Source organism: Enterococcus sp. DIV0806c (assembly GCF_051710905.1).
GTDB classification, from domain to species: Bacteria; Bacillota; Bacilli; order Lactobacillales; family Enterococcaceae; genus Enterococcus_B; species Enterococcus_B mundtii.
Genome location: NZ_JBIOLO010000001.1, coordinates 2450685 through 2473180 on the forward strand (window position 1 = coordinate 2450685; position 22496 = coordinate 2473180).

Annotated in this window: 21 protein-coding genes, 1 pseudogene and 2 other annotated features; of the genes and pseudogenes, 1 reads left to right on the plus strand and 21 read right to left on the minus strand. The window is 38.7% G+C overall.

Features of this window, described 5'->3' with window-relative positions:
- Window positions 1–4: 4 nt before the first annotated feature.
- The 13 genes and pseudogenes from murQ to IGK77_RS11545 form a co-directional block, all read right to left on the minus strand.
- A complete protein-coding gene (murQ, locus tag IGK77_RS11485) occupies window positions 5–898 on the minus strand; it encodes an N-acetylmuramic acid 6-phosphate etherase (RefSeq protein ID WP_071867800.1) in 894 nt (297 codons plus the stop codon).
- Entirely contained in the window at window positions 895–1962 is a 1068-nt protein-coding gene (locus IGK77_RS11490; protein WP_074799924.1) for a DUF871 domain-containing protein, read from the minus strand. Before IGK77_RS11490 ends, murQ begins: the two co-directional genes overlap by 4 nt.
- 269 nt (window positions 1963–2231) lie before the next feature.
- Window positions 2232–2504, minus strand: coding sequence for a hypothetical protein (locus tag IGK77_RS11495; RefSeq protein ID WP_074799922.1), 273 nt, complete (start codon window positions 2502–2504; stop codon window positions 2232–2234).
- Between the two features lie 19 nt (window positions 2505–2523).
- Window positions 2524–2829, minus strand: coding sequence for a hypothetical protein (locus IGK77_RS11500; protein ID WP_074799920.1), 306 nt, complete (start codon window positions 2827–2829; stop codon window positions 2524–2526).
- A 16-nt stretch (window positions 2830–2845) separates the two neighbouring features.
- Window positions 2846–4204 (minus strand): lipase family protein, encoded by a 1359-nt coding sequence (locus IGK77_RS11505; protein WP_074799917.1) that lies wholly within the window; start codon window positions 4202–4204, stop codon window positions 2846–2848.
- 2 nt (window positions 4205–4206) lie between these two features.
- Window positions 4207–4722: a hypothetical protein gene (locus IGK77_RS11510; protein WP_074799914.1), complete on the minus strand. Its 516-nt coding sequence runs from the start codon at window positions 4720–4722 to the stop codon at window positions 4207–4209.
- A gap of 184 nt (window positions 4723–4906) precedes the next feature.
- Window positions 4907–5380 (minus strand): annotated as a pseudogene (locus IGK77_RS11515) (triacylglycerol lipase); the annotation flags it as partial.
- Window positions 5381–5384: 4 nt separating this feature from the next.
- Window positions 5385–5903, minus strand: a complete 519-nt coding sequence (locus IGK77_RS11520; protein WP_074799907.1) for a hypothetical protein — start codon at window positions 5901–5903, stop codon at window positions 5385–5387.
- 222 nt (window positions 5904–6125) lie between these two features.
- On the minus strand, window positions 6126–6707 hold the full coding sequence (locus tag IGK77_RS11525; RefSeq protein ID WP_071867163.1) for a polymer-forming cytoskeletal protein: 582 nt from the start codon (window positions 6705–6707) through the stop codon (window positions 6126–6128).
- Between the two features lie 155 nt (window positions 6708–6862).
- Window positions 6863–7390 (minus strand): histidine phosphatase family protein, encoded by a 528-nt coding sequence (locus IGK77_RS11530; protein WP_071867164.1) that lies wholly within the window; start codon window positions 7388–7390, stop codon window positions 6863–6865.
- A gap of 104 nt (window positions 7391–7494) precedes the next feature.
- Window positions 7495–9009: an Lsa family ABC-F type ribosomal protection protein gene (locus IGK77_RS11535; RefSeq protein ID WP_438713198.1), complete on the minus strand. Its 1515-nt coding sequence runs from the start codon at window positions 9007–9009 to the stop codon at window positions 7495–7497.
- A 251-nt stretch (window positions 9010–9260) separates the two neighbouring features.
- Window positions 9261–10361 (minus strand): glycerate kinase family protein, encoded by a 1101-nt coding sequence (locus tag IGK77_RS11540; protein WP_074799901.1) that lies wholly within the window; start codon window positions 10359–10361, stop codon window positions 9261–9263.
- Between the two features lie 59 nt (window positions 10362–10420).
- Window positions 10421–11311, minus strand: coding sequence for an oligosaccharide biosynthesis protein Alg14 (locus IGK77_RS11545; RefSeq protein ID WP_074799898.1), 891 nt, complete (start codon window positions 11309–11311; stop codon window positions 10421–10423).
- A 295-nt stretch (window positions 11312–11606) separates the two neighbouring features.
- Between IGK77_RS11545 and IGK77_RS11550 the strand changes: the two genes are divergently transcribed.
- On the plus strand, window positions 11607–12971 hold the full coding sequence (locus IGK77_RS11550) for an amino acid permease (RefSeq protein WP_062804822.1): 1365 nt from the start codon (window positions 11607–11609) through the stop codon (window positions 12969–12971).
- Between the two features lie 278 nt (window positions 12972–13249).
- On the opposite strand, the gene nhaC is transcribed toward IGK77_RS11550, so the two are convergent.
- The 8 genes from nhaC to IGK77_RS11590 form a co-directional block, all read right to left on the minus strand.
- On the minus strand, window positions 13250–14662 hold the full coding sequence (gene nhaC, locus IGK77_RS11555; RefSeq protein WP_074799896.1) for a Na+/H+ antiporter NhaC: 1413 nt from the start codon (window positions 14660–14662) through the stop codon (window positions 13250–13252).
- Between the two features lie 409 nt (window positions 14663–15071).
- Window positions 15072–16277, minus strand: a complete 1206-nt coding sequence (locus IGK77_RS11560) for a M20 family metallopeptidase (RefSeq protein WP_074799894.1) — start codon at window positions 16275–16277, stop codon at window positions 15072–15074.
- A 24-nt stretch (window positions 16278–16301) separates the two neighbouring features.
- Complete coding sequence (locus IGK77_RS11565; RefSeq protein ID WP_065096062.1) at window positions 16302–17141, minus strand: MetQ/NlpA family ABC transporter substrate-binding protein; 840 nt, start codon at window positions 17139–17141, stop codon at window positions 16302–16304.
- Window positions 17142–17156: 15 nt separating this feature from the next.
- The gene (locus IGK77_RS11570; protein ID WP_071867172.1) at window positions 17157–17837 is read right to left on the minus strand and encodes a methionine ABC transporter permease; all 681 of its coding nucleotides are present in this window, start codon (window positions 17835–17837) and stop codon (window positions 17157–17159) included.
- A 1-nt stretch (window position 17838) separates the two neighbouring features.
- On the minus strand, window positions 17839–18912 hold the full coding sequence (locus IGK77_RS11575; protein WP_074799954.1) for a methionine ABC transporter ATP-binding protein: 1074 nt from the start codon (window positions 18910–18912) through the stop codon (window positions 17839–17841).
- A gap of 63 nt (window positions 18913–18975) precedes the next feature.
- Window positions 18976–19215, minus strand: a binding site (T-box leader).
- Between the two features lie 37 nt (window positions 19216–19252).
- Window positions 19253–19487: a binding site (T-box leader), on the minus strand.
- 123 nt (window positions 19488–19610) lie between these two features.
- Complete coding sequence (locus tag IGK77_RS11580; protein WP_074799892.1) at window positions 19611–20285, minus strand: HAD family hydrolase; 675 nt, start codon at window positions 20283–20285, stop codon at window positions 19611–19613.
- Window positions 20286–20399: 114 nt separating this feature from the next.
- Window positions 20400–21872, minus strand: a complete 1473-nt coding sequence (locus IGK77_RS11585) for a helix-turn-helix domain-containing protein (protein WP_071867174.1) — start codon at window positions 21870–21872, stop codon at window positions 20400–20402.
- Window positions 21850–22413, minus strand: coding sequence for a hypothetical protein (locus tag IGK77_RS11590; protein WP_074799889.1), 564 nt, complete (start codon window positions 22411–22413; stop codon window positions 21850–21852). Before IGK77_RS11590 ends, IGK77_RS11585 begins: the two co-directional genes overlap by 23 nt.
- Window positions 22414–22496: the final 83 nt, after the last annotated feature.

The following is a 22496-nucleotide window of genomic DNA, read 5'->3' on the forward strand; positions in this document are numbered from 1 at the left end:
CCCCTTACAACGTTCGTTTTACAAAGCCGTCTGCCTCAGCTAGTTTCCTTTTCGCTGTCTCTTTGTTACTATTCGTCAATAACATAACGATGGCTAGTTTAACATTTTGTTCCGCTTCATAAAAGTATTTTTCTGCTGTTTCATAATCCACTTCGGTTGCTTCCATGATGATTCGCTTTGAACGTTCGACTAATTTGTCATTTGTTGGCTTGACATCGACCATTAGATTATTGAATACTTTTCCGATACCGATCATACTGATTGTAGAAATCATATTTAAAATCAATTTCTGTGCAGTTCCAGATTTTAAACGTGTCGAACCTGTTAAAAATTCTGGTCCGGCATCCACCTCAATAGGAAAATCCGCATGTTGACTGATCTCAGCTTCTTTGTTACAAGAAATCGTTGCCGTCTTTGCGCCGATTGAACGAGCATAGTCTAAGCCACCAATCACATAAGGCGTGCGACCGCTAGCCGCGATACCTACGACCAAATCATTTTCCGTCAAGTTCAACTGGATCAAATCTTCTTTCCCTAACTCAAGTGAATCCTCTGCACCTTCAACTGCGACAGTCATAGCCGCTTCACCACCTGCAATCAAACCAACGACCATTTCAGGCTCTACACCAAATGTAGGAACACACTCCGCTGCATCCAATACGCCCAAACGTCCACTTGTGCCAGCGCCCATGTAGATCAAGCGTCCATTTTTTTTGAAAGAAACAATCGCTGCTTCAATCACTGGTTCAATACTCGGTAGTTCTTTTGCGACAGCTGCCGCCACTTCATGATCTTCTTGGTTCATCAAGCGAGCGGCTTCAGAAACACTCATCTCATCCAAACCAAATGTCTTTTGATTTCTACGTTCCGTTGTTAATTTATCTAAATCGATCGTCATTTCTCAATTCCTTCTTTACATTTAAATTTATAAATCATTCCTGCATGGATTTGTTGGATCAATGGCAAATCAGCCGAGATCACTCGTGCCACACAATTGACTTTTTCATCTGCTGGTAAATCTTCTTTCATTAGTTGGATTTCACCCATATAGCGAAGATACGCTTCATTATCTAACGTGACCGTACCTATTTTCCGTTCATCTGTTAATCGAGCAGGAATAGGAGGGATTTCTCTAAATCGTGCATCTGCACTACGTACCACAGCTTTAGCTTCATCTTGTCGATTCGTATGTGTACCTAAAATGATTGGACCAAATGTTGGGTCCAACAATGTCACATGTAATAAGATACCGCCTGTTTCTTTATAATACAAAAATTGTTCCTGGGTGGTCAGCGATAGCCCACCGTCACCAATATAGATCAGATCGGTTTCACATGAAGCTAAGTCTAGCGCTGCTGCCAAAGGATGTTGATAGCGATGTTCTTCCAATGTTGGAAGTCCTTTGTATAAAGGGCCTCTCAACACTTCATCTCCTGGTACAAATCCTTGAATCGTAAATCCTTGTTCTGCTAACCATTGATTTTTTCTTTGGTACCACGATTTGTCTAACCCTGTTTCTGGGCGCGGATAATAATTGTGCCAAGCTTCCATCTGAGTAAAATCAGCACCTGCTTCTTTTAATTCTTGCACATCTTGTTCAGTGATCGTGCTTGCATTCAAACTGATTTTCAATTGATGAGACCACTTCGCAATCTGTTGGTTCGACAGGTGATAATCCATCCGCAGCCCTGTCACACCAATCTCTTTTAATGGCTCAAGATTTTCTAAGGAGAACCCTGCCAACTCTAATGCCTTACCCGATATATCTACCATCAACTCTAATCCGGTTGCTTTTGCTTCTTGGCCAAGTTCCGTCAAACGCCTTTTATAAGCTGATGGATCATCTTCTGGAATATGCATGGATGTAAAGATGCCAATAAATCCCTTCTCTGCCATTTCATGGATATACGTTTTCGTTTCTTCGGACAACTCTTGATTCATAAATACAGAAAAACCAAACATGTACTCTCCCCCTCACCATGTATCCGCATTCATTTATAAATTGATTATACTTCGTATGAAATAATTTTTCAACACAAATATAAAATATATTAAATTTCATTTCTTGGTAGTGTAAAAAAAACGAATCAATGAATTCATCTAAGCAACTAATCCAAAAAAACCGAAAATAGTCCAACCTATTTTCGGCTTTTATAGATTATTCAGTTGATCAATTCTGACAGAATCCTTTAATCAATTTATGTAAGAATAAGTTTTTTGTGTTTCTTTGACTAACCTTTGTCTAAGGCTTTTTCTTGTTCGTCTAAAACTAGCGACACTTTGTTGCCAAATTGCCCTTTGAGGGTCTCCTTCAATCCTGTACCTGCTGAAGAAATCGTGCGTTTTGCTCTATTTGTCTCATTCTTCCCAGATTGATTTGTCGTTCTTATTTTCAATCCCTTCTCACTTTTCAGCGCGATTCCAAGTGAACGAGTTAAGCATTTCTCCATATCTTTCTGATATTTCTCCCACCATTGATCAATCGTTTCAATCATTTCAAACATCTCAAAACCTCCATTCTTTTTAATCCAATTGTGCCAGTTTCTTACGATAGACCTGTTCGTTATCTTCTAGGTCAAGCTGGATTTTCTTTCGTTGATGGCGCAATTCCGTCGACAGATCCTCTTCTAAACGAGAAATCATGATACGTCCATAGTCAAAGGCCTCTTGTGGTTCAGATAAAGAGCGCAAAATCAATCGGAGATCTTTGTAAGTTGCTTCCGCTAGCTCATGGACTTTTCTTTCTGTTGCAATCATTGCTTCTTCTTGCTCTGATAACCCTCGTTTCGTTGCTTGATATGTTTCATAAAGCTGTATTTCCTGACTCAATTTTCCTCTCCTCCTTTTATACCCCAAACAATTGATTCGCTAATTCTTTGTCACGTGCCACCATTTCATTGATTTTTCGGGTGATTTCATCGGCGAGCGTTTGAAACTGTTCCGACATCTGATCAATTTGGCGGATCTTATCTCTAAATTCCTGTGTCGGTTCATCGACGATCTCCCATTTCGTACAATCCACTTCGGCTAATGTTTCAATTGCCTCGTTGTACGTCAAATGTGGCGTATAATTGCGTATTCTTCCCAACCAGTCATTCCATAACTCTTCCAACTCCGTGATTCCGTTTTGGTAAATCACGCGAACATTGCCCATCGCCTCATCAAATTTACTTGCTGCGGTCCGTACGACAGCTAATGCTTGGCTATCCTCTAAATAAATTTTTTCTGATTGAGAAAGTCCACCGCCACTTGCAGTCAGCTTCTGCCGTAACTCTTTTAATGTCAAGAATTCTTTGATTTGAACCTTGAGCCACTCATTTTCTTCTTTCAAACGCTTGATTTCATCTAGCGTATGCTCGCCACTGACTGCTAGTAATTTGATCATTGCTTCGTTTTCCAAAAGTGTTTGTTGCCACAAAGTTGGGGCTAACAAGATACTTCCATTACCATCGACGTATACGATGATCTGTCCATGCTTATCGATATAATTTCCCTCTTCATCTGTTCTGAATTGATCCAGCGAATGGCCAAATGTTTCCCAGCCCGAATTATCGATTCCAAAACTATTGATTGGAAGCATCCCTTTCCCACCAGTAAAAATCCCACTCGTGACGACATCCGAAGTGTCGTAGAGATTGATCAGGGTACCAGGATGATTATCAAATAATGCTTGCGCAAGCCCTGGTCCCGCCGCGCCGTACGTCACACTGTCATAACCATTGAGCCCTGCGACAAAAAGTGCTTTAGCTCCACCTAACGAGTGCCCAGTCGTTGAGATCGTATAGCCATCTGATTTGGGATACTGCTTTTCAATTTCACGGGCGTAGTTCAAAGCGGAGAAAAATGCGCCATCTGGATGTTTATTACTTCGACCAATTTCCTCAAGGTTTGTATGCCAATCTTTGAGCGAAGTCGTGCCAGCATAGGCAATCGTAAGGTTTTTGGTGATGACGGAGTCGGGGAAGCCGGGGACTTTTCTTAAATCATTATCATTAAGTTTTTTGAATTCATCTTTAATTTCTGCTACTACCATTGCCTGCGTACTATTTTTCTTTGGCTTAGATTCATTGCCGATTTTGTCTTTATTGGTATCTATGGTATTTATAACTAAATAATCTTGTTTTTCTCCAATTTTAGTGTTCATTTCAATTTCTCCATGCTCAACTTTATAAACCTCATTGGAAAAATCTCTATTTTGATCCATAATTATAAACCTCCGTAATAATATTCAATTATTTCAGTAGGTGTTTCTATTCCATTAGGAAATTCTCTTACTTCTATAAAATACTTGTCTTCAGTTTTTTTTCTACCTATATCGACATTGTAGCGCCATTTATTTGTTTCTGCGGATTTTACTCCCAAAGTTGCGATATGCTTGTTAGAATTATTCAAATTAAAATGTACTTCTAAAAAATTCATCGGACTAATCGAATACCCAGTAAATTCTATTTTGTTTATATCTATATATTTCCTAACACTTACAACTTTTTCTACATATTCTTCTGTTGTCAACTCTCCATTACTATATTGTTGTGTAAACTTATCAGTTTCCTTATCATTCGTCGTATATAACCGATAGTTATTGTACACATAATTCGCCAAATCTTTCTGTATTTCCAGCAATTCTTGAAGATCTTCTTCTCTTTTATCCATATAGATTTTTCCTCCAATTCCTCCTAAGATAAATATCACTAACACACCTAGCCAATACCGTTTCTTCATATATCCTCCTTTCAGATTTCATTAAGTTTTATATATAATCAGAATAAGCTTCTTACTCATTCTGGAAATTTTTATGTAAGATATAATTTTTTTATTGAATGCTCGGTTTTAATAGTTATGTATGGCCACGATAAAAAATTAATTATTTCAGTAGATACTTTGTCATTGTCTTTGATTGCTGCGGCAAGAAGTGTACTTTAGCTCCACCTAACGAGTGCCTAGTCGTTGAGATCGTATAGCCTTCTGATTTCGGGTACTGCTTTTCAATTTCACGGGCATAGTTCAAAGCGGAGAAAAATGCGCCATCTGGATGTTTATTACTTCGACCAATTTCCTCAAGATTTGTATGCCAATCTTTGAGCGAAGTCGTGCCAGCATAGGCAATCGTAAGGTTTTTGGTGATGACGGAGTCGGGAAAGCCATTGACTTTCTTTAGCTCTTCGGTATCAAATGTCTTGTACTGATCCTTAAGTTCAGGTACAACCATTGCCTGTGTACTGTTTTTCTTTGGTTTAGATTCATTACCAATTTTGTCTTTATTGGTATCTATAGTATTTATAACAATATAGTTTTTATTTCTTTTTATCCTATCACCTACGAATAGATTACCATTTCCAACTTGATATACTTCATCTGAGAATCTTCTATTTTGATCCATTGAATTATATCCCTCCATTGTAAAATACAATCTTTATTTCGTTTAGTTGATTACGATTGGGATGTTCTAGCTCTTCTAAATAGTATTTATTACCGGGTTTACTTTTACCTGAATCGATATCATAAATCCATTTATCAGTTTCAGCAGATTTGACACCTAATGTAGCAATTTGCTTATTTGAATCATTTATCAAAAAATGTACTTTTAAAAAATTCATTGGACTTACTGTATATCCAGTAAATTCTATTTTCTCAATATCTGTATACTCTCTGATACTCAACATTCTTTCTAAGTATTCTTCGGTTGTTATTCCTCCTTCTTTTTGGTATTCCTCCACGATTTCCTCTTGTTTCTTAGGATCTCTCTTGTAGAGCCGATAATTGTTATACACATAATTCGCCAAGTCTTTCTGTATTTCCAACAATTCTTGTCGATCTTCTTCTCTTTTATCCATATACCTCTTCCCTCCGATTCCTCCTAAAATAATTACTACTAATACACCTAGCCAAAGTCGTTTCTTCATATATCCTCCTTTATCTATGAATATCTTTTACCCCATATTATTTTCTATCATAGGGTTACTCTCTTTTTTGTTATATACGTTTTTTCACTCAATTGTTTTTATGTAAAACTTCTCACTATGCCTATGGTCGTATTACTAAGGATTGATATCGGATGTTTTTTAATGAAAAAAGACATCTAAAACAGAAGGATTTCTGCTTTAGATGTCTTTATGACTATAAGATTATTCGCTAACTGTTACGTCGCCTGTTACTGATGCGTCGTTTTCGTCAAGTTTTGCTGAATCTTGGTATTCTTGTTTTTCAAATGTTACGTTACCCTCTACTTTTGCTCCGTCTAATACAAAGCCGTTCGCTTTTACAAGTACGTCACCTTTGATTGTTCCGTGAACGATATTTGTGTTTTCTGATTCAACGATCAATGTTGGAACAGTGATTGTGTATTCAGCAGTTACGTTACGGTCATCGTCTTGTGAGTACAAAGCAATTTTGCGGTAGATGTCTGCACTTGCATCATCTTTGTCATGGAATTCGCCTGCGATAGTTACATCATTTGAGAATGTCACATCACCTGTTGCTGCAACGATCCAGTTACCGTCAGCTGACATTGCTTTTTCTAAAACAGCTGGATCATCACTGATTGAAGCTGTTGATACAACATCTGCTGAACTTTCTGTTGTACTTACTTCTGTTGTTGATGAAGCTGAACTAGAATTAGCTGAATCATTGTTGTCAGCACCACAAGCTCCTAAAGCCAAAAGTGCTGTTGCTGTTAAACCTAATAAAGATAATTTTTTTGATAACATTAAATTTCTTCCTCTCTTTTTGTATTCCTATGAAATTATACCATGAAAGCGTACTTATGTGAAATAATCTTCATGAAAAGAAAAAATATTTTATATAGCAGAACATTTACGATAACATCCTCTAGTTATTCTTGTTACGCCAAGAATAAAAACAGCTAGTCAAAGGTAACTAATTCCGTATTTTCAACAAAAAAGTCAAAGAATGTGTCATTTGGCATCGGATGAAAATAGGCATTGATGATTCGGATCAGTGCATTATGGCAAACAAGCAAGTAGACATTGTCCTCATCTTCTAAGCACTCTTTCAATAAAGGAGTGATCCGTGCATACACATCTAAAACCGATTCCCCATTTGGAAAACGTACCGCAAAATTTTGGCGTGCACGTTGAAAGTCTTCGTCTTCGCTAGGACGCCCATCATAATCCCCAAAATCCATCTCGATCAGTCGTTCATCCACTGTCATAGGTAGATTGACTTTTTTGGCTACCGCTTGTGCCGTATCTCTTGCGCGTTGCAAAGGGGAATGGATGATCTTGGTGATCGGTATTTCCAAGTTTGCCACTTTTTCAGCGAGTTTTTCTGCTTGTTGTTTACCTTTTTCTGTTAATTCGATGTCTGCATGGCCACAAACTAAGCCTTGAGCATTCCAAGTCGTTTCGCCATGTCTAGTAATATATAACATTAGATAACTCTCCTTTATTTTATGCTCTTTCAATTTTATCATACAATTTCAGTCCAAATGGATCATCTGCTTGGAATCGACGACGTTCGATTAGCCTTAGTGTTTCAAATAGGTGTTTCTCTTCTTCTCAAATCGATTCTTTTCGTTGCGACTTTTTCTAAAAATCGCTGGTCATGGTCGACGATCAACATCGCTGGTTTGACTTGTACTAAAAGCTGCTCGATTTGTTCTTGATTGAACACGTCCAGATAATTCAATGGCTCATCCCAGATATAAAGATCTGCGGATTGTGCAAATGATTTGGCTAATTCCACTTTTTTTCTTTGCCCCATACTCATGTTTTCAATGGAGGTATGAAACACGTCTCTTTCCATTCCTAATTTACGAAGATTATTTAAAAAGAGTTCCAAGTCTAGCTGATTCTTTTGCGCAAAATCTGTTAATGTTCCGGTGTTATCTTCATAGTTTTGGCGAACATAACTGATGCTGATTGTTGCCGGACGTGTGACATCCCCCTTGGATTGACCAGTAAATTCTCCAAGTAAATACTGGATGATCGATGATTTACCACTACCATTAGGTCCAGTTATTGCCACACACTGTTGTTGCTCGATGCTAAAGCTGATAGGATCGAATAACATCTCTTCATAGCCTAATTGTAGGTTTTCTACTGTCAATAAGCGTTTATGATGCGACTGAGTTGGGCACATGTTCAATGAATCGATCGACTCTAGATCTTTCAATAATTTCTCTTTCTCACTAATTTGAGTTTCCATCCGATTGACGATCGCTTTTGAACGTTTCATTGTACGAGCAGCATCCGCTCCAATTGCGCCACGATTGACACGCCGTGCTTCGGTATCAATAAAGCCAACACGTTTTTTTGTTTTGTCTCCTTCTCGAGAGTTAGCCCACTCCGCTTTTTCAGCTGCGGTTTTTTTCAAACGTCCGACTTCTTTTTTGATTTTTTGGTTTTGTGCTAACTCAAATTCATCTTTTCTACGCTTTTGTTCTTCGTAGACGGAATAATTTCCTTGATAGATCACTAATTGACTTTTTTCGATGACCAAAAGATGGTCAACGACTTCATCAATAAACTGACGATCATGACTGACAACAATAAACCCTTGTTTTTTCTTATTCAGGTATTCAGCTACTTGCTGACGCCCAACCACATCTAAGTGATTTGTTGGTTCGTCAATCAGTGGAAAATGCTGCTCATCGGTAAATAAGAGAGCCAGCAATACTTTTGTTTTTTCTCCGCCGGAAAGGGAATCGTAAGGGCGCCAGAGAATTTCCGGATCTGCCTGCATCAGCATCAACTCACGCTCGATCTCCCATAACTCACAATCTGAAACTTCTAACAACACATCATAGGTTAGTCGATTCGTTTCCCTGACCTGTTGTGGAAAATAGACAAATTCTTGTTGATGGGTCACTTTTCCTTGATAAGGTAGTTTGTTTTGCAAAATAGTTAATAACGTCGTTTTGCCACGACCATTTCGACCAATCAGTCCTAATTTCCATGTGGAATCAATATTTAGGTTTGCTTGATCGAATAACAGATTGTCTTGGCTGTCATAGCCAAACGTCAATTGTTTGATTTCGATTTTAGACATTTATCTTCACCTCGTTATAAAAAAGACCAGTCCTATTTTCAGAACTGGTCAAAGAAGATGAGTACAAAAAGAGACCCACTCATTGAAAGCAGCCAATTCTGAAAATCTGCATACTATCCCCTTGAACGAACAAGGTATAGTTAAAATGCAGCTTCAACAAATTGACTTACTTTTTCAATGCGCGGATCCCTCACTTTGTCTTTATTTGCCACTAGGTTACCATAGGTGTTTTAAGACTGTCAACCAATAAATTATTGCAACAAGCCACTGATTGCCTGTGAAAGTATTCTGACGTTCTCTAGTGTTTCTTGATGATCCAATGCCTTATCAAGAGAAGTTGGGCCAGTTTGGATACTAAATACACTAGGAAGAATCGTCGTTAATTCACCTAAATCTTTTTCCCGACTCCCACAGAACGCTACAACTTTTTTGTTGTGTTTTTTTGCCAAAGAAGCCACACCATAAGGCACTTTCCCATGAATTGTCTGTTGATCGATCCGGCCTTCTCCTGTAATCACGATATCGGCTGATTTGATTTTATCTTCTAAGTCTACTAACTCAGAGACAGTCATAAAACCTGCTTTCATCGTAGCCCCGACAATGGCTAGAGCGCCTCCGATTCCACCAGCTGCGCCACTGCCAGCGAGTTTATTCAAATCAATTGCTGTGCGTTCTTTGATTTGTTCAGCGACCTTTTCTGCTTGGGCTTCCAAAAATGCTAGAGTTTCTGGTGAACCACCTTTTTGTTTCCCAAATAGTTGAGTCGCACCCTGTTTGCCAGTGTAAGGACTCGTAACATCCGCTGCGATCGTCAATCGTTGCTCGATTCGCTCTAATTGAGAGACGTCGATTGTCTCGATGGATAACAAAGGATTCCCTTCTGTAACGCCATTTAGTTTCGCCCCTAAAGACTGTAATAAACCCAAGCCTCCATCAGAACAACCGCTACCACCTAATGTTACGATAACTTCGTCTACTTGCTGATTCAAAGCATCTTTGATCAACTCTCCTAAACCAAAACTTGAAGCTAACCGGATCGTTTGATCTGTCGGTTCGGTCAACAAGTCCAATCCAATAACTTCCGTCGATTCAATGATGGCTAACTTACGATTCTTTTTTTGTGTCAGTAAATAACGACATGCTTTTTTCCGAAAGAGCAAATCCGGACAAAAAAGTGTTCGCCATTCCCCGCCTAAAGTAGCGTAAATCACTTCAGCAGTTCCTTCGCCACCATCTGCGATAGGTTGATTGACTGTTTGTTCCGCCTCCCCCCAGCCTTGCAATGCTGCTTGGTTGAGTTCAATAGACGATGCGCTACCTTTAAACGAATCGATTGCTGCAAGTAATTTCATTCTGAGACTCCTTTTTCTGTGATGATTGAACAACGTGTTTTTCTTTAACTATATCATATCTAACGTGCTTCAATACCACTATATTCATAGATAGAAAATACTTCAGGATCATAATCGATAAACCGCTGTGACCAATTTTCTACATCAAAAAATTCGATGATCTCACGATCGACGGTTTGATAAGGGCTATTTAAGAATGCAGGAAGTTCATCCAAATTCCTTTCTTCCAACAAGAAAATATTTTGTGGATTGTAGAAACGATACCCGGAAATCGCTTTGTTATCAGTGACTAATTTCTTTTGGAAGAAAATCGATTCAAATGTTCGTAATGTCACACCACTTTGACCTTCTCGCAACAATTCTAAAATACCTGCCGAACCATTCGTCTTTTGCAAATATTCTGTATAGGTCAGATACCCTTCTTGATCATTTCCACGACTTGGTAAAATAAAAAAATTTGTTGAGATACCTAACTGTTCAAATGTGGCTTGATAATCATCTGCTCGTTGTTTTCTGCCGTTATCAGTTGCGCCAAAGAAGAGATCAGTCGTGACTTCAGCTTTTGGTAATTGCATCTCTTTTGAATAAAAAGAACTATTGTGCTTAATCCCTAACTCTTTTGCTTCTAAAATATCAAAATGGTAAATGTCATCAATTGCTGGTTCTGCTTCTGCTTTCTTCAATAACTGAAGGTGCTCTTCTTTGAAATGGTTCCAAAAGAAGAGAATGATCTTCGCATTTGTGTACGGTCGAATGCGAGAAGCAAATGCCACATCAAAACCATAATCTAAAAAAATAATTAGTTTATATTGATCGAGTTGCTGTTGGAACGATGACATAAAGGAATCATCCATCAAATCTTTTGCTGAGATGACGTCCATTGTTTGTACGTATGGGAAAAAATATAACGCCTTATTTTTCGCTATAAGCAATCGTTCGTGTTGGCTCATAGTTATCAACTCCTTATTTTTACTTACTCAAAACAAACCTATTAAGTATGGGTTTCCTCTTATAATAGCCCTGCATGAAAGGAAAAAGCGAATGAAACGCTTTCGTTTCAAGTTATTTTTTATAGAAATATAACAATAATTATCAAAACAGATAAGAGTTCTATGATTGTTTCATTAAAAATTACAAAAAAGTTTTCAGAATAGTTGTAATTGTCAGACAATTTGTTATTATAGAGAATATTATTTTATAACCTATTTGTTTTTTCAGCTATGTTTTTAGAAAAGAGGGTTTTTGATGGAAAGTACAGAACAAACAAAATTAAAAAAACAGCTAAGCTCTAGACACATCACGATGCTTGCTCTGGGTGGTGCAATTGGTGCTGGTTTATTCAAAGGAAGTGGTGAAGCAATTGGGATCGCTGGTCCTGCAGTTTTGCTTGCCTTTTTGATCGGTGGTGGTATTTTATTTATTGTTATGAGTGGTCTAGGTAAGTTAGTTTTAGACGGGGGGGATACACAACATGGATTATCTGGCTTGATTCGCCCTTATTTAGGTAATCATTCTGCGGACTTCGTCGACTGGGTCTATTATTCCATGTGGATGATCAATATCATCGCCGAGGCTGTAGCAGCAGCTTCCTTCTTACAATTATGGTTCCCGCATGTACCTGCATGGTGTTTCATCTTACTTTTAGCTATTTTAACGACTCTGATCAATCTTTATTCTGTCCGCTTGTTTGCTGAAACCGAATATTGGTTGGCTTTTGCGAAGATCAGTGTCATTATCTTGATGATTCTTTTCGGGTTATATCTCGTCGGACAACAAATGTTAGGAACTGGAATTTTTCCTACATTAAGTCAATTGACTGATCACGGTGGCTTTACTCCCCATGGTTTAAAAGGGGTCGTTAGTTCATTACTTGTCGTTATCTATTCATATGGCGGGTCGGAATTGATTGCAATCACCGTCAGTGAAGCGGACGATCCTAAAAAAGCCATACCAAAAGCGATAAAAGGGGTCATGGGCCGAATTGTTTCCTTCTATATTATTCCGCTTTTCTTATTGCTGATTCTTTTCCCTTGGAACACTTTAGCTGGTTCTGCAGTTAGCCCGTTCGTCTTGGTGTTTGAACAGATGAATATCCCTTTTGCTAGTGATATCGTGAACTTCGTCATTGTCTTGGCACTCTTTTCATCGATCAATTCTGGCGTTTATGCTTCTTCCCGTCTATTGTTTTTCCGTTTGAAAGACAAAAAAGGCACCGCCAAGAAACTGGCAAAGTTGAACAAACATTATGTGCCACAACGTGCTGTATTATTTTGTACCAGCGTGCTATATCTAGGTGTCATTCTTTCCTATTTCGTAGGTGACAAACTTTTTGGTTACTTAGCCGGTTCCCTTTCTTATACGGTACTCGTGATTTGGCTAATGATCAGCGCTGCCGCTTTTCGTTTAGCATTGAAGAAAGGCACTTGGCAAGCCAAAAGCTTTAATTTATTTGCTTTGATCGCGTTAAGCTTGATCTTGATTGGGATACTCATGACAAATTCAATTGGTGTAACGGTCTTGACAGCTTTGTTATATGCGGTGATTTTCTTTAGCTATCAAAAGAAAAAAGATGTCTTTGCGATAAAAAATGAGCCTTTTTCTTCGATTTGATTGATGATAAAGATAGATAACTAAAACTTCCCCATAAACCAGCTAGAAAATACGAGATCACTTGATAGATCTTTGAGCTTTCTAGCTGGTTTTTATTAGTCTTTTTAGAGAATTTTGAGCCTGGATGACCCATTCGTCAAAAAAGATCACCCTCATTTTTTGCAACGATACTTGAATAGTTGTTGTTTCACTTCATCGATACGTTCAATTGATGAGTCAAACCCTTGATTATCCAAAAAAAATAGTCCCCCGCTGATCGGGTGACTATTTATTTGAGTTTATATCGTTTCCTTCGCAACGTTCAATTGTTCCTGCTTTTCTTTATTTTTTGCAATACCTAAACCAGTAATGGCACTGACCATCGAAAAGACGGGAGAAAGCAAACTGAAAAATACAAATGGTAAGTAGGTCATCGTTGGTATTCCAAACGTGCTGGCAACAAAACTACCGGCAATCCCCCAAGGAATAAGGTAATTGATGACTGTCCCTCCATCTTCTAAGGTACGACTCAAAACAGTTGGATCAAGTCCTGCTTTTTTGTATGTTTCTTTGAACGCATTTCCTGGTAAGATCACAGATAAGAACTGTTCACCGATAAACAGATTGACACCAATACTTGTCATTAGTGTCGTAAAAATCAGTTTAGGTGTTGTCGTCATTTTCTTCGATACCACTTCCATAACTGTAGAGATCAACTCAAATTCGATCAATAAACCGCCTAATGAAAGCGTCAGAATAATCAAGGAAACTGTAGGCATCATACTTTCGATCCCACCGCGGCTAAGTAACGCATCGATTTGCGTGTTTCCTGTTTCAGATAGAAAACCAGATTCGAGGACTGTCGCTAGTCCTGAGAAGGAAGTGCTTGGATCTTGGATAAAAATCATTCCAACTGCTACGGCAATATTCAACAGGATCGTTAAGATCGCTGGAATTTTTTTCCAAGCACAAACCAACATCAAGAATAAAGGGATTAGAGACCAGATCGAAATCGTAAAGTTGTTTTCTAAAATAGTTGTTACATTTTGGATTTCTGTCAAGCTGGCACCTTTATCTGTATGTCCTAAAAATGCAAACAAAATCAAAGAAACAATAAATGCCGGAAGTGTTGACCACATCATATGTTTGATATGTTTAAATAGATCCGCATCAACAATGGCTGCTGCCAGATTTGTCGATTCAGATAATGGCGACATCTTATCTCCAAAAACTGCCCCAGAAACAATAGCACCGACAACTAATGCGGGGTTCAATCCCAACGTTGTGCCGATACCGAAAAAGGCGATACCGATGGTTGACATGACAGTAAAGGCACTACCGACTGCACTGCCGACAATGGCACACACAACAAAAACTGAAGGCACAAACCAGGGGACACTAATGATGTTAAAGCCATAGACCATCAACGTTGGAATGATGCCAGCTTGGATCCAGACCGCAATCAATGCGCCGACTAAAATAAAGATAAAGATCGGGATGATTCCCGGTTTGAGACCATTGATGATTCCTTCATGTAATCGATCGGTTGGCTGTTTCTTCACTACTGCGTAGACCATGACCATACCAATAGCAATCAAAATCGCGATATTCGGTGAAATCTTAAAGCCAACTACTCCGGCTGCTATCGTTGCAACGATAATTATTAATACACTCACTGCTTCTATAAAACTAGTTTTTTTTATTTTTTCCATATCCATTCTCCTTTTTTAAGTTTGTTACGTCTTAAAAAAGCTTCGATATCGAATGACTCCGCCACAATTCATCTGCGTTTCCTCCCTAAAAAAAAGACAAAAAGATCTGTTTTCAACTAAGGACGAATTTCTCCGCGGTACCACCTTAATTAAAAACAGATCTGTTTTTCACTTTGATTTGAATGATTTAATTGTTAAAACTTTTCCTGTATTTCATAGAATTGGCTTGGTCGGTTCGCAGCAACCACCGACTTTCTGAACAAAACACCAAAACTACTACTGGGTGAAAAGTGAACTTTCATGAAGTTTACCTGCATCTGTCCAATTTGTCAATCTAAATGTATTTTTTCTGAAAACAAATGTTTTGATTCATCACGATCTAGTCCTTTCACCCATCCATCATTTCCCATTATTTTTTTGCAAGGATTGCTTGATGCTCCTGCTTTATTTTATCTAGAAGTTCTGGCTTTTCAAATAGATCTAATGCAGTATTTGCCAATAGTTCAGCAGCAATTGCAATCGAAGCTAGTCCTTTTTCACTGCGAGCAGCTGCTTTAAATTCTTCAGAATGACCGGCAATATATTCATCAGAAATCGAGACGGTTGGTTGGATCGTCGGAATCACATGACTCACGTTACCAACATCAGAAGAGCCTAGACTTGTTTGTTCTTTTGTTTCGATTTCTTCATCAGGTACACCTGCTACATCCGCATGGCTGAAGAACAGCGCATCAAATGAAGGCGTCACGATCACATCATCAACCGAATTTTGGAACAACCCAAATTCATAACTTGTTCCCGTACTCAAAGCCGCACCTTTCACGATATTTTCGACTTTTTGATACACCTCATTCAATGTCTGGCGATTTTTTGCTCGCAAGTAAAATCGACCCGATGCATATTCAGGAATCACATTCGCAGCGACCCCACCATCCGTAATGATGCCATGGATATTAACGTCTTTTGGCAATTGCAGGCGCAACGCATTGATTCCATTAAACACTTGAAGCAACGCTTCTAAGGCATTCACTCCTTTTTCTGGTGCGGCGGCTGCATGGGAAGCAACACCATGGAACTTGATGTCCACCGGATCGTTCGCTAATGATTCTGTCGTTTTGCCGTAACGGTATGCGGGATGGACACAAAGGGCAGCATCCACATCTTCAAAAAAGCCTTCCCGTACAAAACTTCCTTTAGCTGATCCGTTTTCGCCTCCCTCTTCGCCAGGTGTGCCATATACCCGGATTTCTCCACCGATCTCAGCAATTCGTTCGCGCAAGACACTGGCAGCTAAGACAGAATACGTACCAAACAAGTTATGTCCACAAGCATGACCGATTCCTGGTAAAGCGTCAAATTCTGCTAAAAAAGCAATCGTTGGTCCTGATTTTCCTGAAGCGTAACGAGCATCAAATCCTGTTCGATGACCAGCTACATCTTTTGTCACAGAAAATCCTTCTTTTTCTAATTGTTTGATCAAGGCATCTGACGAATAAAACTCATAGTTACTGACCTCTGGATGATCATGGATATCTAGTGCTAGTTCTTGATATTCAGCCAATCGTTGGTGGATTGCTTCCTTAAAAGAATGTGTTGTTAAAGTAGATGTGGTCATATTGGCTTCCTCCATTTTGCTTTTTTATTTTTTACCAAATGTTTCCCAAGCAGGTACGCTTGATCCTTTTGATGTTTCTTCGATCACTTTTGCTGTTTCTTCCGTTTGATAAGTGTCAACGATCTTTTGATAGATTTCGTTATTTTCATCTTCTTTTCTTGCTACAATGATGTTGACATATGGTCTGGCACTGTCATCGACAGGTTCTAAAAAGATCGCATCACTCGTTGGGTTCAATCCTGCATCGACTGCGACACCACTATTGATCACTGAAAGATCCACGTCATTCAATGCACGAGCTGTCTGTGACGCATCCAGTTCAGAAATGTCTAGGTTCTTTGTATTTTCAGTAATATCTGAAGTAGTCGGTGTTTGACCTTTCGCTGGATCGACTTTGATCAAACCAGCTGTTTGTAGCAATAGCAATGCCCGTCCGCCGTTTGTGACGTCGTTAGGAATCGCTACTTTTGCGCCATCCTTGATATCATCAATGGATTGGATCGTATTGGAATAGATTCCTAAAGGTGCATTCACTGTGTTTCCGATCGAGACTAGATCCGTTCCGTGTTCCGTATTGTAATTGTCTAAAAAGAATTGATGCTGAAAAGCATTGAGGTCGATCGAGCCATCCGCTAATGCAGCATTCGGTTGATTATAGTCGGTAAATTTCACATATTCTAAGTCAATGTCTTCTTTTGCTAAACGTGCTTTGACATCATCCCAAACGTCAGTGTCCTCTCCAATGATCCCAAGTTTTACTGTCGTTTGTTTGTTTGTGTCTGTTTCGGCATTTCCTTGGCTACAGCCAGCCAACCAAATAAGTGCAACAAAAGCGAGTACTGTATAACGAATGATTTTTTTCATGATGATTCCTCCAGTTTAATGTGATATTTTTTTGATCAATAAGTTGCTGATCCATTGACTTAAGAAAACAAGGATCAAGATCAACAAAGTGGCGACGATAGTCACGTCTGTTTGAAAACGATTGTACCCACGAGAGATCGCTAGGTTTCCTAATCCTCCTGCGCCAACCGCTCCTGCCATGGCAGTCAAGCCAATGACATTGATGATCGTCAATGCAGAGACACGAATGATCCCTGGCAATCCTTCGATCAAATAGACTCTAAAAACGATCCCTAATGGACTGGTTCCCATTGATTCGGCCGCTTCAATCACTCCAGGATCTACTTCTAACAACGCATTTTCTACTTGTCGAGCGAAAAATGGCACAACGCCAAAGATCAAAGGGACTAAAGCAGCTTTCGCACCAATCGTAGTACCAACTAAAAAGCGAGTCGTCAATGCCAGTAAAGAAAGTAAAATGATAAAGGGAATCGAGCGGACAACATTGATGACTTTGTCTAGCACTTCATAAAGTAAGCGATTTTCAAGCAATCCTTGGGGCCGTGTCACAACCAATATGATCCCAAAACCGAGACCGATTGCACCTCCGATCAACGCGGTCCAAAAAGACATATACAACGTTTGCTTCGTCGCTTCAATAAATTCATCAGGTATCGAATAGACATTGGGTAAATAGGTTTCTAAGAAATGGGTCATATCAGCGTCCTCCTTGAATCACTTTCATTTCCTTACTTGCTCCATTTTTTTGTAAAATCGTTGCTTGTACACCGGATTCAATGAGATAAGCCAAGGCTTTTTCTCGTTGATGGATCTCTCCTGATAAAGTAACGATCAATCGTCCTAATGGGGTTTCTTGCAATAGTTCTACATTGCCGTATAAAATATTCGCACTCACTTGGTATTTGCTATAAAGTTGTGCGATCAACGGTTCATTTGTTTGTGTGCCCACATAACTCAATTCCACTAACCATTTATTGGTCAACTGATCTGCAAAAGCACGATGCGAGCGAATCGTTTCTAATGCTTGGTCAACGTGGGTGGCTGTTCGGATAAACTCTTGCGTCAAAACTTCTTTTGGTGCACTGAAAATCTGAACGCTACTTCCCTGTTCGATTACTTCCCCGTTTTCCATCACGGCTACTTTGTTGCAAATTTCTTTAACGACTTGCATCTCGTGTGTGATCAAAACGATCGTCAACCCTAATTGCTGGTTCAATTTTTTCAACAAAGCTAAAATCTGATGAGTCGTTTTTGGATCTAAGGCACTCGTTGCTTCATCACAAAGTAACACTTGCGGATCACTAGCTAATGCACGAGCGATAGCAACTCTTTGCTTTTGTCCTCCTGAAAGTTGTTTTGGATAAGCAGTTGCTTTTTCTTCTAACCCGACTAATGTTAGAAGCTCATTGACTTTTTGACGACGCTCCTGTTTCGATTTTTTCGTATATTTCAACGAGAAATCGACGTTGTCAAAAATCGTGCGACTTTCCATTAGGTGAAAATGTTGAAAAATCATCCCAATCGATTTTCGTTCTTTCCGTAATTCTTTCGGGGATAGTTTCCCTAAGTCTGTTCCATTGATGATGACTTTGCCACTTGTTGGTTTTTGTAACAGGTTCATGACACGAACCAGCGTACTTTTCCCAGCACCTGAATAACCTACGATACCGTAAACATCCCCTTTAGCAATCGAAAGATCCACCTGTTTCACTGCCTGGATCGTCTTTTCTTTTTGTTGGAAAGAAACATTTATTGCTTGTAATTCAATCATTTTTACTCCTCCTTCGGTTTGACGATAAAAAAAGGCATCCTCAAGAAAATGACTCATCACTTTCTTGAGGACGCCTTTTTGCGTGTTACCACCTCATGTTCAAATTACACTTACATGTAACTCCTCTTCGAGTACAAACATACTCTAGCAAGCTAACGGTTGCGACCGTCACCATCTCACAATTTTGCTCGGGGTGAATTGCTCAATAGCCATTTTCCAAATATGCCGCCTTGCTTCTTCTCAGCTACCGAAGCTCTCTGTTAAAGGTTTATGTATTTGTACTTACTATTTCAACGCAAAAAATATAAAAAAAATCCTTTTATCAGCATAAATCTACTGATAAAAGGACGACGTATCGTGGTACCACCTTTATTCGGAAGTTTCCTTCCCTCAATCCAACATCTCTTGACGAGAGATTGGTTGTCCGTTTTAACGGTCAGACATTTCCGAACTTGCCTACTTATCGACAAGTTATCCTCCAAGGCCATTTTTCAACTTTTCTTACTTGACTCTTTCCACCAACCAGAGCCTCTCTTTGAAGTTTTCAAGTTTACTTTCCTTATCAACGAATCCATATTTTGTTGTTGAGAACACTTTATCTAACTGAAAACAAAAAGTCAAGCAAGAAATTTAAAAAAATAAGCACTCAGTCGATTGATCAATAAAAAAATCGTTGGTGGCACTGGATTTCCAGTCGTTTATTTTTTTCCTTTTTCTTTTTCTAACATCTCCAACACGATCAAAAGATCGGTACCTTCTGCTAAGATCGATAAATCTGCTTTTTCTCTTTCGGTATAAGCCCGATCAAAGCTTGAATCTGGAATCAAAACAACACCCATTCCTGCTCGTGATGCGGAGGTCGCACCAACCAATGAATCTTCTACTGCAAAGGCTTCTGGCGCTGTCAATCCCGACCGCTCTAGCGCAGTTAGATAAGGAATTGGTGAAGGTTTATTCTCAGACACTTCATCCCCAAAAGTATATGTATGGAAATAAGGCTTCAAAGAAAACTGATCCAAGATATTGGTTGCTCGTTTTGTGACCGTCGTCGTTGCTAGACCAACAATGAGTTTTTGGTCGTTCAATTCTTTCAACACTTCTTTGGCATGAGGTTTCAATTGGATAGCGCCACTATGCAGTTGTTGGTAAAAATATTCTTCGCGTTTTTCACGAACCTTTTGTACCATCTCCGCTGTTCCCGCCATTTTGATCAACAAATCATAGCTTTGTTTCCAATTTTTCCCACCCCATGTATCAACGATTTCTTGAGGTATTTCGATATCAAATTGCTTGAATCCCCATAGCCAACCGTCACGATAAGTTCTTTCTGTATCAACTAATAGTCCATCTAAATCAAATATTGCACCCTTCATATCCACTGATCCTTTCAAAAAAACAATATCTGTAGTGTATCATGTTTTTTCATTCAAACCAATGGGATCTCAAGCATTTTTGTTATGAGTGATAATTACACTCACCCTCCGCACTCAATTATTTGGATTCATTTTAGTTATTTTATTTCTACGAATCTTTAATAATTGATTCGTAAAATTAGCCCAATCGACCGCCCTTGGAGGAACTAACCAAATGATTTGGAACAAGTCTCCAAAAGAACAGATTTCCTTATCTGTCAAGAGTAGATCTGTTTCATCATCTGCCTTCGTTTGGTAGATGATATTCAAGTCTGAGATTTTCTGGATATTATTTTTGATCAACGCATTAAATTGTGGTCCAAAGGAAAAATCAATACAAATACGGAGCGGTTTCAATTGCTGATCGATGGGTAATATATCCATCATCACTAGCACATAATGAAAAAATAAAAATTCTTTTGCGAGCCAAATTTGCTTGTTCTTTTTTTGTTTTTGGATGTAATCTCTGCAAAACAAAAAGTATTCCGGATACATTTCATAAAAATAAGTGACATCCAGGTTGTTATTGTCATCAATATTTTCTTCTTTGAAATATTTGATCTTCAAATGCAAGACTGTCAGCTGTCTCCTGATTTCTTTTAGCTGATTCTCTGAGAGAATGAATGCTTGCCCAAGTTCTTCAAGAAACAAGTCATTCAACGCGATTACTTCCTTTAGCGTCACTTCCTCAATAAGTTCCGGCTCATTGATTGCTCCTTCGACAACAAGATAAGCAAAGATCTGTTGCGCTTCGTTATATAGCTCTTTTTCCGTATCGATTTTTGCCTCTTTTTCAAGCCAGGAAAATATGCTTCGAAAGAAATCATTTGTTTGTAACATTTTTTTATTGAATGTCAATTGACTTTTTTTATTCTCGGACATTCGCCAACCTTGCTTTATTCGAATCAAGCTGACTGAAAGAAAATGTTGGAGTTTTGTTTCACTAAAACCTGTAAATGAAGCAGCGAATTTCGGTTCAAGGAATCGAATCAATTCTTCTACTTGCTCTGTGATTTCTGTTGGATAAACCGAATAAGCCCGTCCGTATAATTTGGTGAAATAAAACGTCACCAATCCACGTACAGAGCCTTCTTCCCCACTTAGTAAGAATTTTTTTGTGACTGTCAGTTCTTTATCTGCTAATCTCGTACGCATGTCTTTCAGCTTTTGGTAAACGAGGGGATGACTGATATAATTTTTGATCGCATAATCATTGACAGATTCGAACGTTTCAAAAAATATTTCTTGTAACATTAAAAAACCAAAGGAATGGCGGACATACATTTCACCTAAAATCGTCGAATTCCCTCGACCACTCTCAATCAGTCGGACGTTATTTCCTTCGAAAAACAGTTGAAATTCATCCGTTAGCCCATAGTCCACAAAATCATGTGACAATTCTTCCATTGACTTATTCAGCAAAAAATAAGAGATATCCAATTCTTCCACCACTTTTTCATGATTTTCAATTAAAAGTGGCTTTGCTTCCAAATAACGTAGCAACTCTAACTTTCGTTGCGCTGGCTTATCTAAAAATAGTTTGAACATTTTGATTTCCTCTACCTTCTGGTTTTTCTCCATAGAGTATCGTACCTGAAAATAAGTAGCTCATTGCTGCCATCTGACTATTATCTGAACTAGCAGAACCAGAACCACTCGACTGTGGCAACATCACTTGGCTATGAGAGTGATCATCAGAAAAAAATTGATCATCTAAGGTTATTTTACGTGATGTACTAGCAATCTGGCTAATAATATCGCCCTGATTATCCAATGATTTGGGTTTGCTTGGTTGCTTTTTTTTAGGCATTGAAGAATCTTGATAAGGTAATTTGGCTTGTGCTTGTTCTTCAACTTCCTGCTTTTTGTTATTTATGATTGCAGTATCTTGTGATTGTTCGGTGTGTCCAACCTCTGCTTCTTTCTCATCCGTTACTGGACGTTGGGGAGTAACTGGTTGAATTTGGATTTCTTCTGTTGGATTCAACGGATCATAAATGATCGTTTCTGCATATATATAGATGGAGGATTCAAAATAGACTGCAGCGAACAGAAGTGTTCCTAATATAGCGATTTTTTGTCTTTTCACTTTTCTCCCCCTTTTTTGATTAGACATTTTAAGTAAGTGAAACCCTACGTTTCCAAGCAAAAATTGTCTGACTGATCTTATTT

Bases quoted from the DNA above. Each gene is read 5' to 3' on its own strand.
- murQ (WP_071867800.1), bottom strand. From the start codon at position 898: ATGACGATCGATTTAGATAAATTAACAACGGAACGTAGAAATCAAAAG.
- IGK77_RS11490 (WP_074799924.1), bottom strand. From the start codon at position 1,962: ATGTTTGGTTTTTCTGTATTTATGAATCAAGAGTTGTCCGAAGAAACG.
- IGK77_RS11495 (WP_074799922.1), bottom strand. From the start codon at position 2,504: ATGTTTGAAATGATTGAAACGATTGATCAATGGTGGGAGAAATATCAG.
- IGK77_RS11505 (WP_074799917.1), bottom strand. From the start codon at position 4,204: ATGGATCAAAATAGAGATTTTTCCAATGAGGTTTATAAAGTTGAGCAT.
- IGK77_RS11510 (WP_074799914.1), bottom strand. From the start codon at position 4,722: ATGAAGAAACGGTATTGGCTAGGTGTGTTAGTGATATTTATCTTAGGA.
- IGK77_RS11520 (WP_074799907.1), bottom strand. From the start codon at position 5,903: ATGAAGAAACGACTTTGGCTAGGTGTATTAGTAGTAATTATTTTAGGA.
- IGK77_RS11525 (WP_071867163.1), bottom strand. From the start codon at position 6,707: ATGTTATCAAAAAAATTATCTTTATTAGGTTTAACAGCAACAGCACTT.
- IGK77_RS11530 (WP_071867164.1), bottom strand. From the start codon at position 7,390: ATGTTATATATTACTAGACATGGCGAAACGACTTGGAATGCTCAAGGC.
- IGK77_RS11535 (WP_438713198.1), bottom strand. From the start codon at position 9,009: ATGTCTAAAATCGAAATCAAACAATTGACGTTTGGCTATGACAGCCAA.
- IGK77_RS11540 (WP_074799901.1), bottom strand. From the start codon at position 10,361: ATGAAATTACTTGCAGCAATCGATTCGTTTAAAGGTAGCGCATCGTCT.
- IGK77_RS11545 (WP_074799898.1), bottom strand. From the start codon at position 11,311: ATGAGCCAACACGAACGATTGCTTATAGCGAAAAATAAGGCGTTATAT.
- IGK77_RS11550 (WP_062804822.1), top strand. From the start codon at position 11,607: ATGGAAAGTACAGAACAAACAAAATTAAAAAAACAGCTAAGCTCTAGA.
- nhaC (WP_074799896.1), bottom strand. From the start codon at position 14,662: ATGGAAAAAATAAAAAAAACTAGTTTTATAGAAGCAGTGAGTGTATTA.
- IGK77_RS11560 (WP_074799894.1), bottom strand. From the start codon at position 16,277: ATGACCACATCTACTTTAACAACACATTCTTTTAAGGAAGCAATCCAC.
- IGK77_RS11565 (WP_065096062.1), bottom strand. From the start codon at position 17,141: ATGAAAAAAATCATTCGTTATACAGTACTCGCTTTTGTTGCACTTATT.
- IGK77_RS11570 (WP_071867172.1), bottom strand. From the start codon at position 17,837: ATGACCCATTTCTTAGAAACCTATTTACCCAATGTCTATTCGATACCT.
- IGK77_RS11575 (WP_074799954.1), bottom strand. From the start codon at position 18,912: ATGATTGAATTACAAGCAATAAATGTTTCTTTCCAACAAAAAGAAAAG.
- IGK77_RS11580 (WP_074799892.1), bottom strand. From the start codon at position 20,285: ATGAAGGGTGCAATATTTGATTTAGATGGACTATTAGTTGATACAGAA.
- IGK77_RS11585 (WP_071867174.1), bottom strand. From the start codon at position 21,872: ATGTTCAAACTATTTTTAGATAAGCCAGCGCAACGAAAGTTAGAGTTG.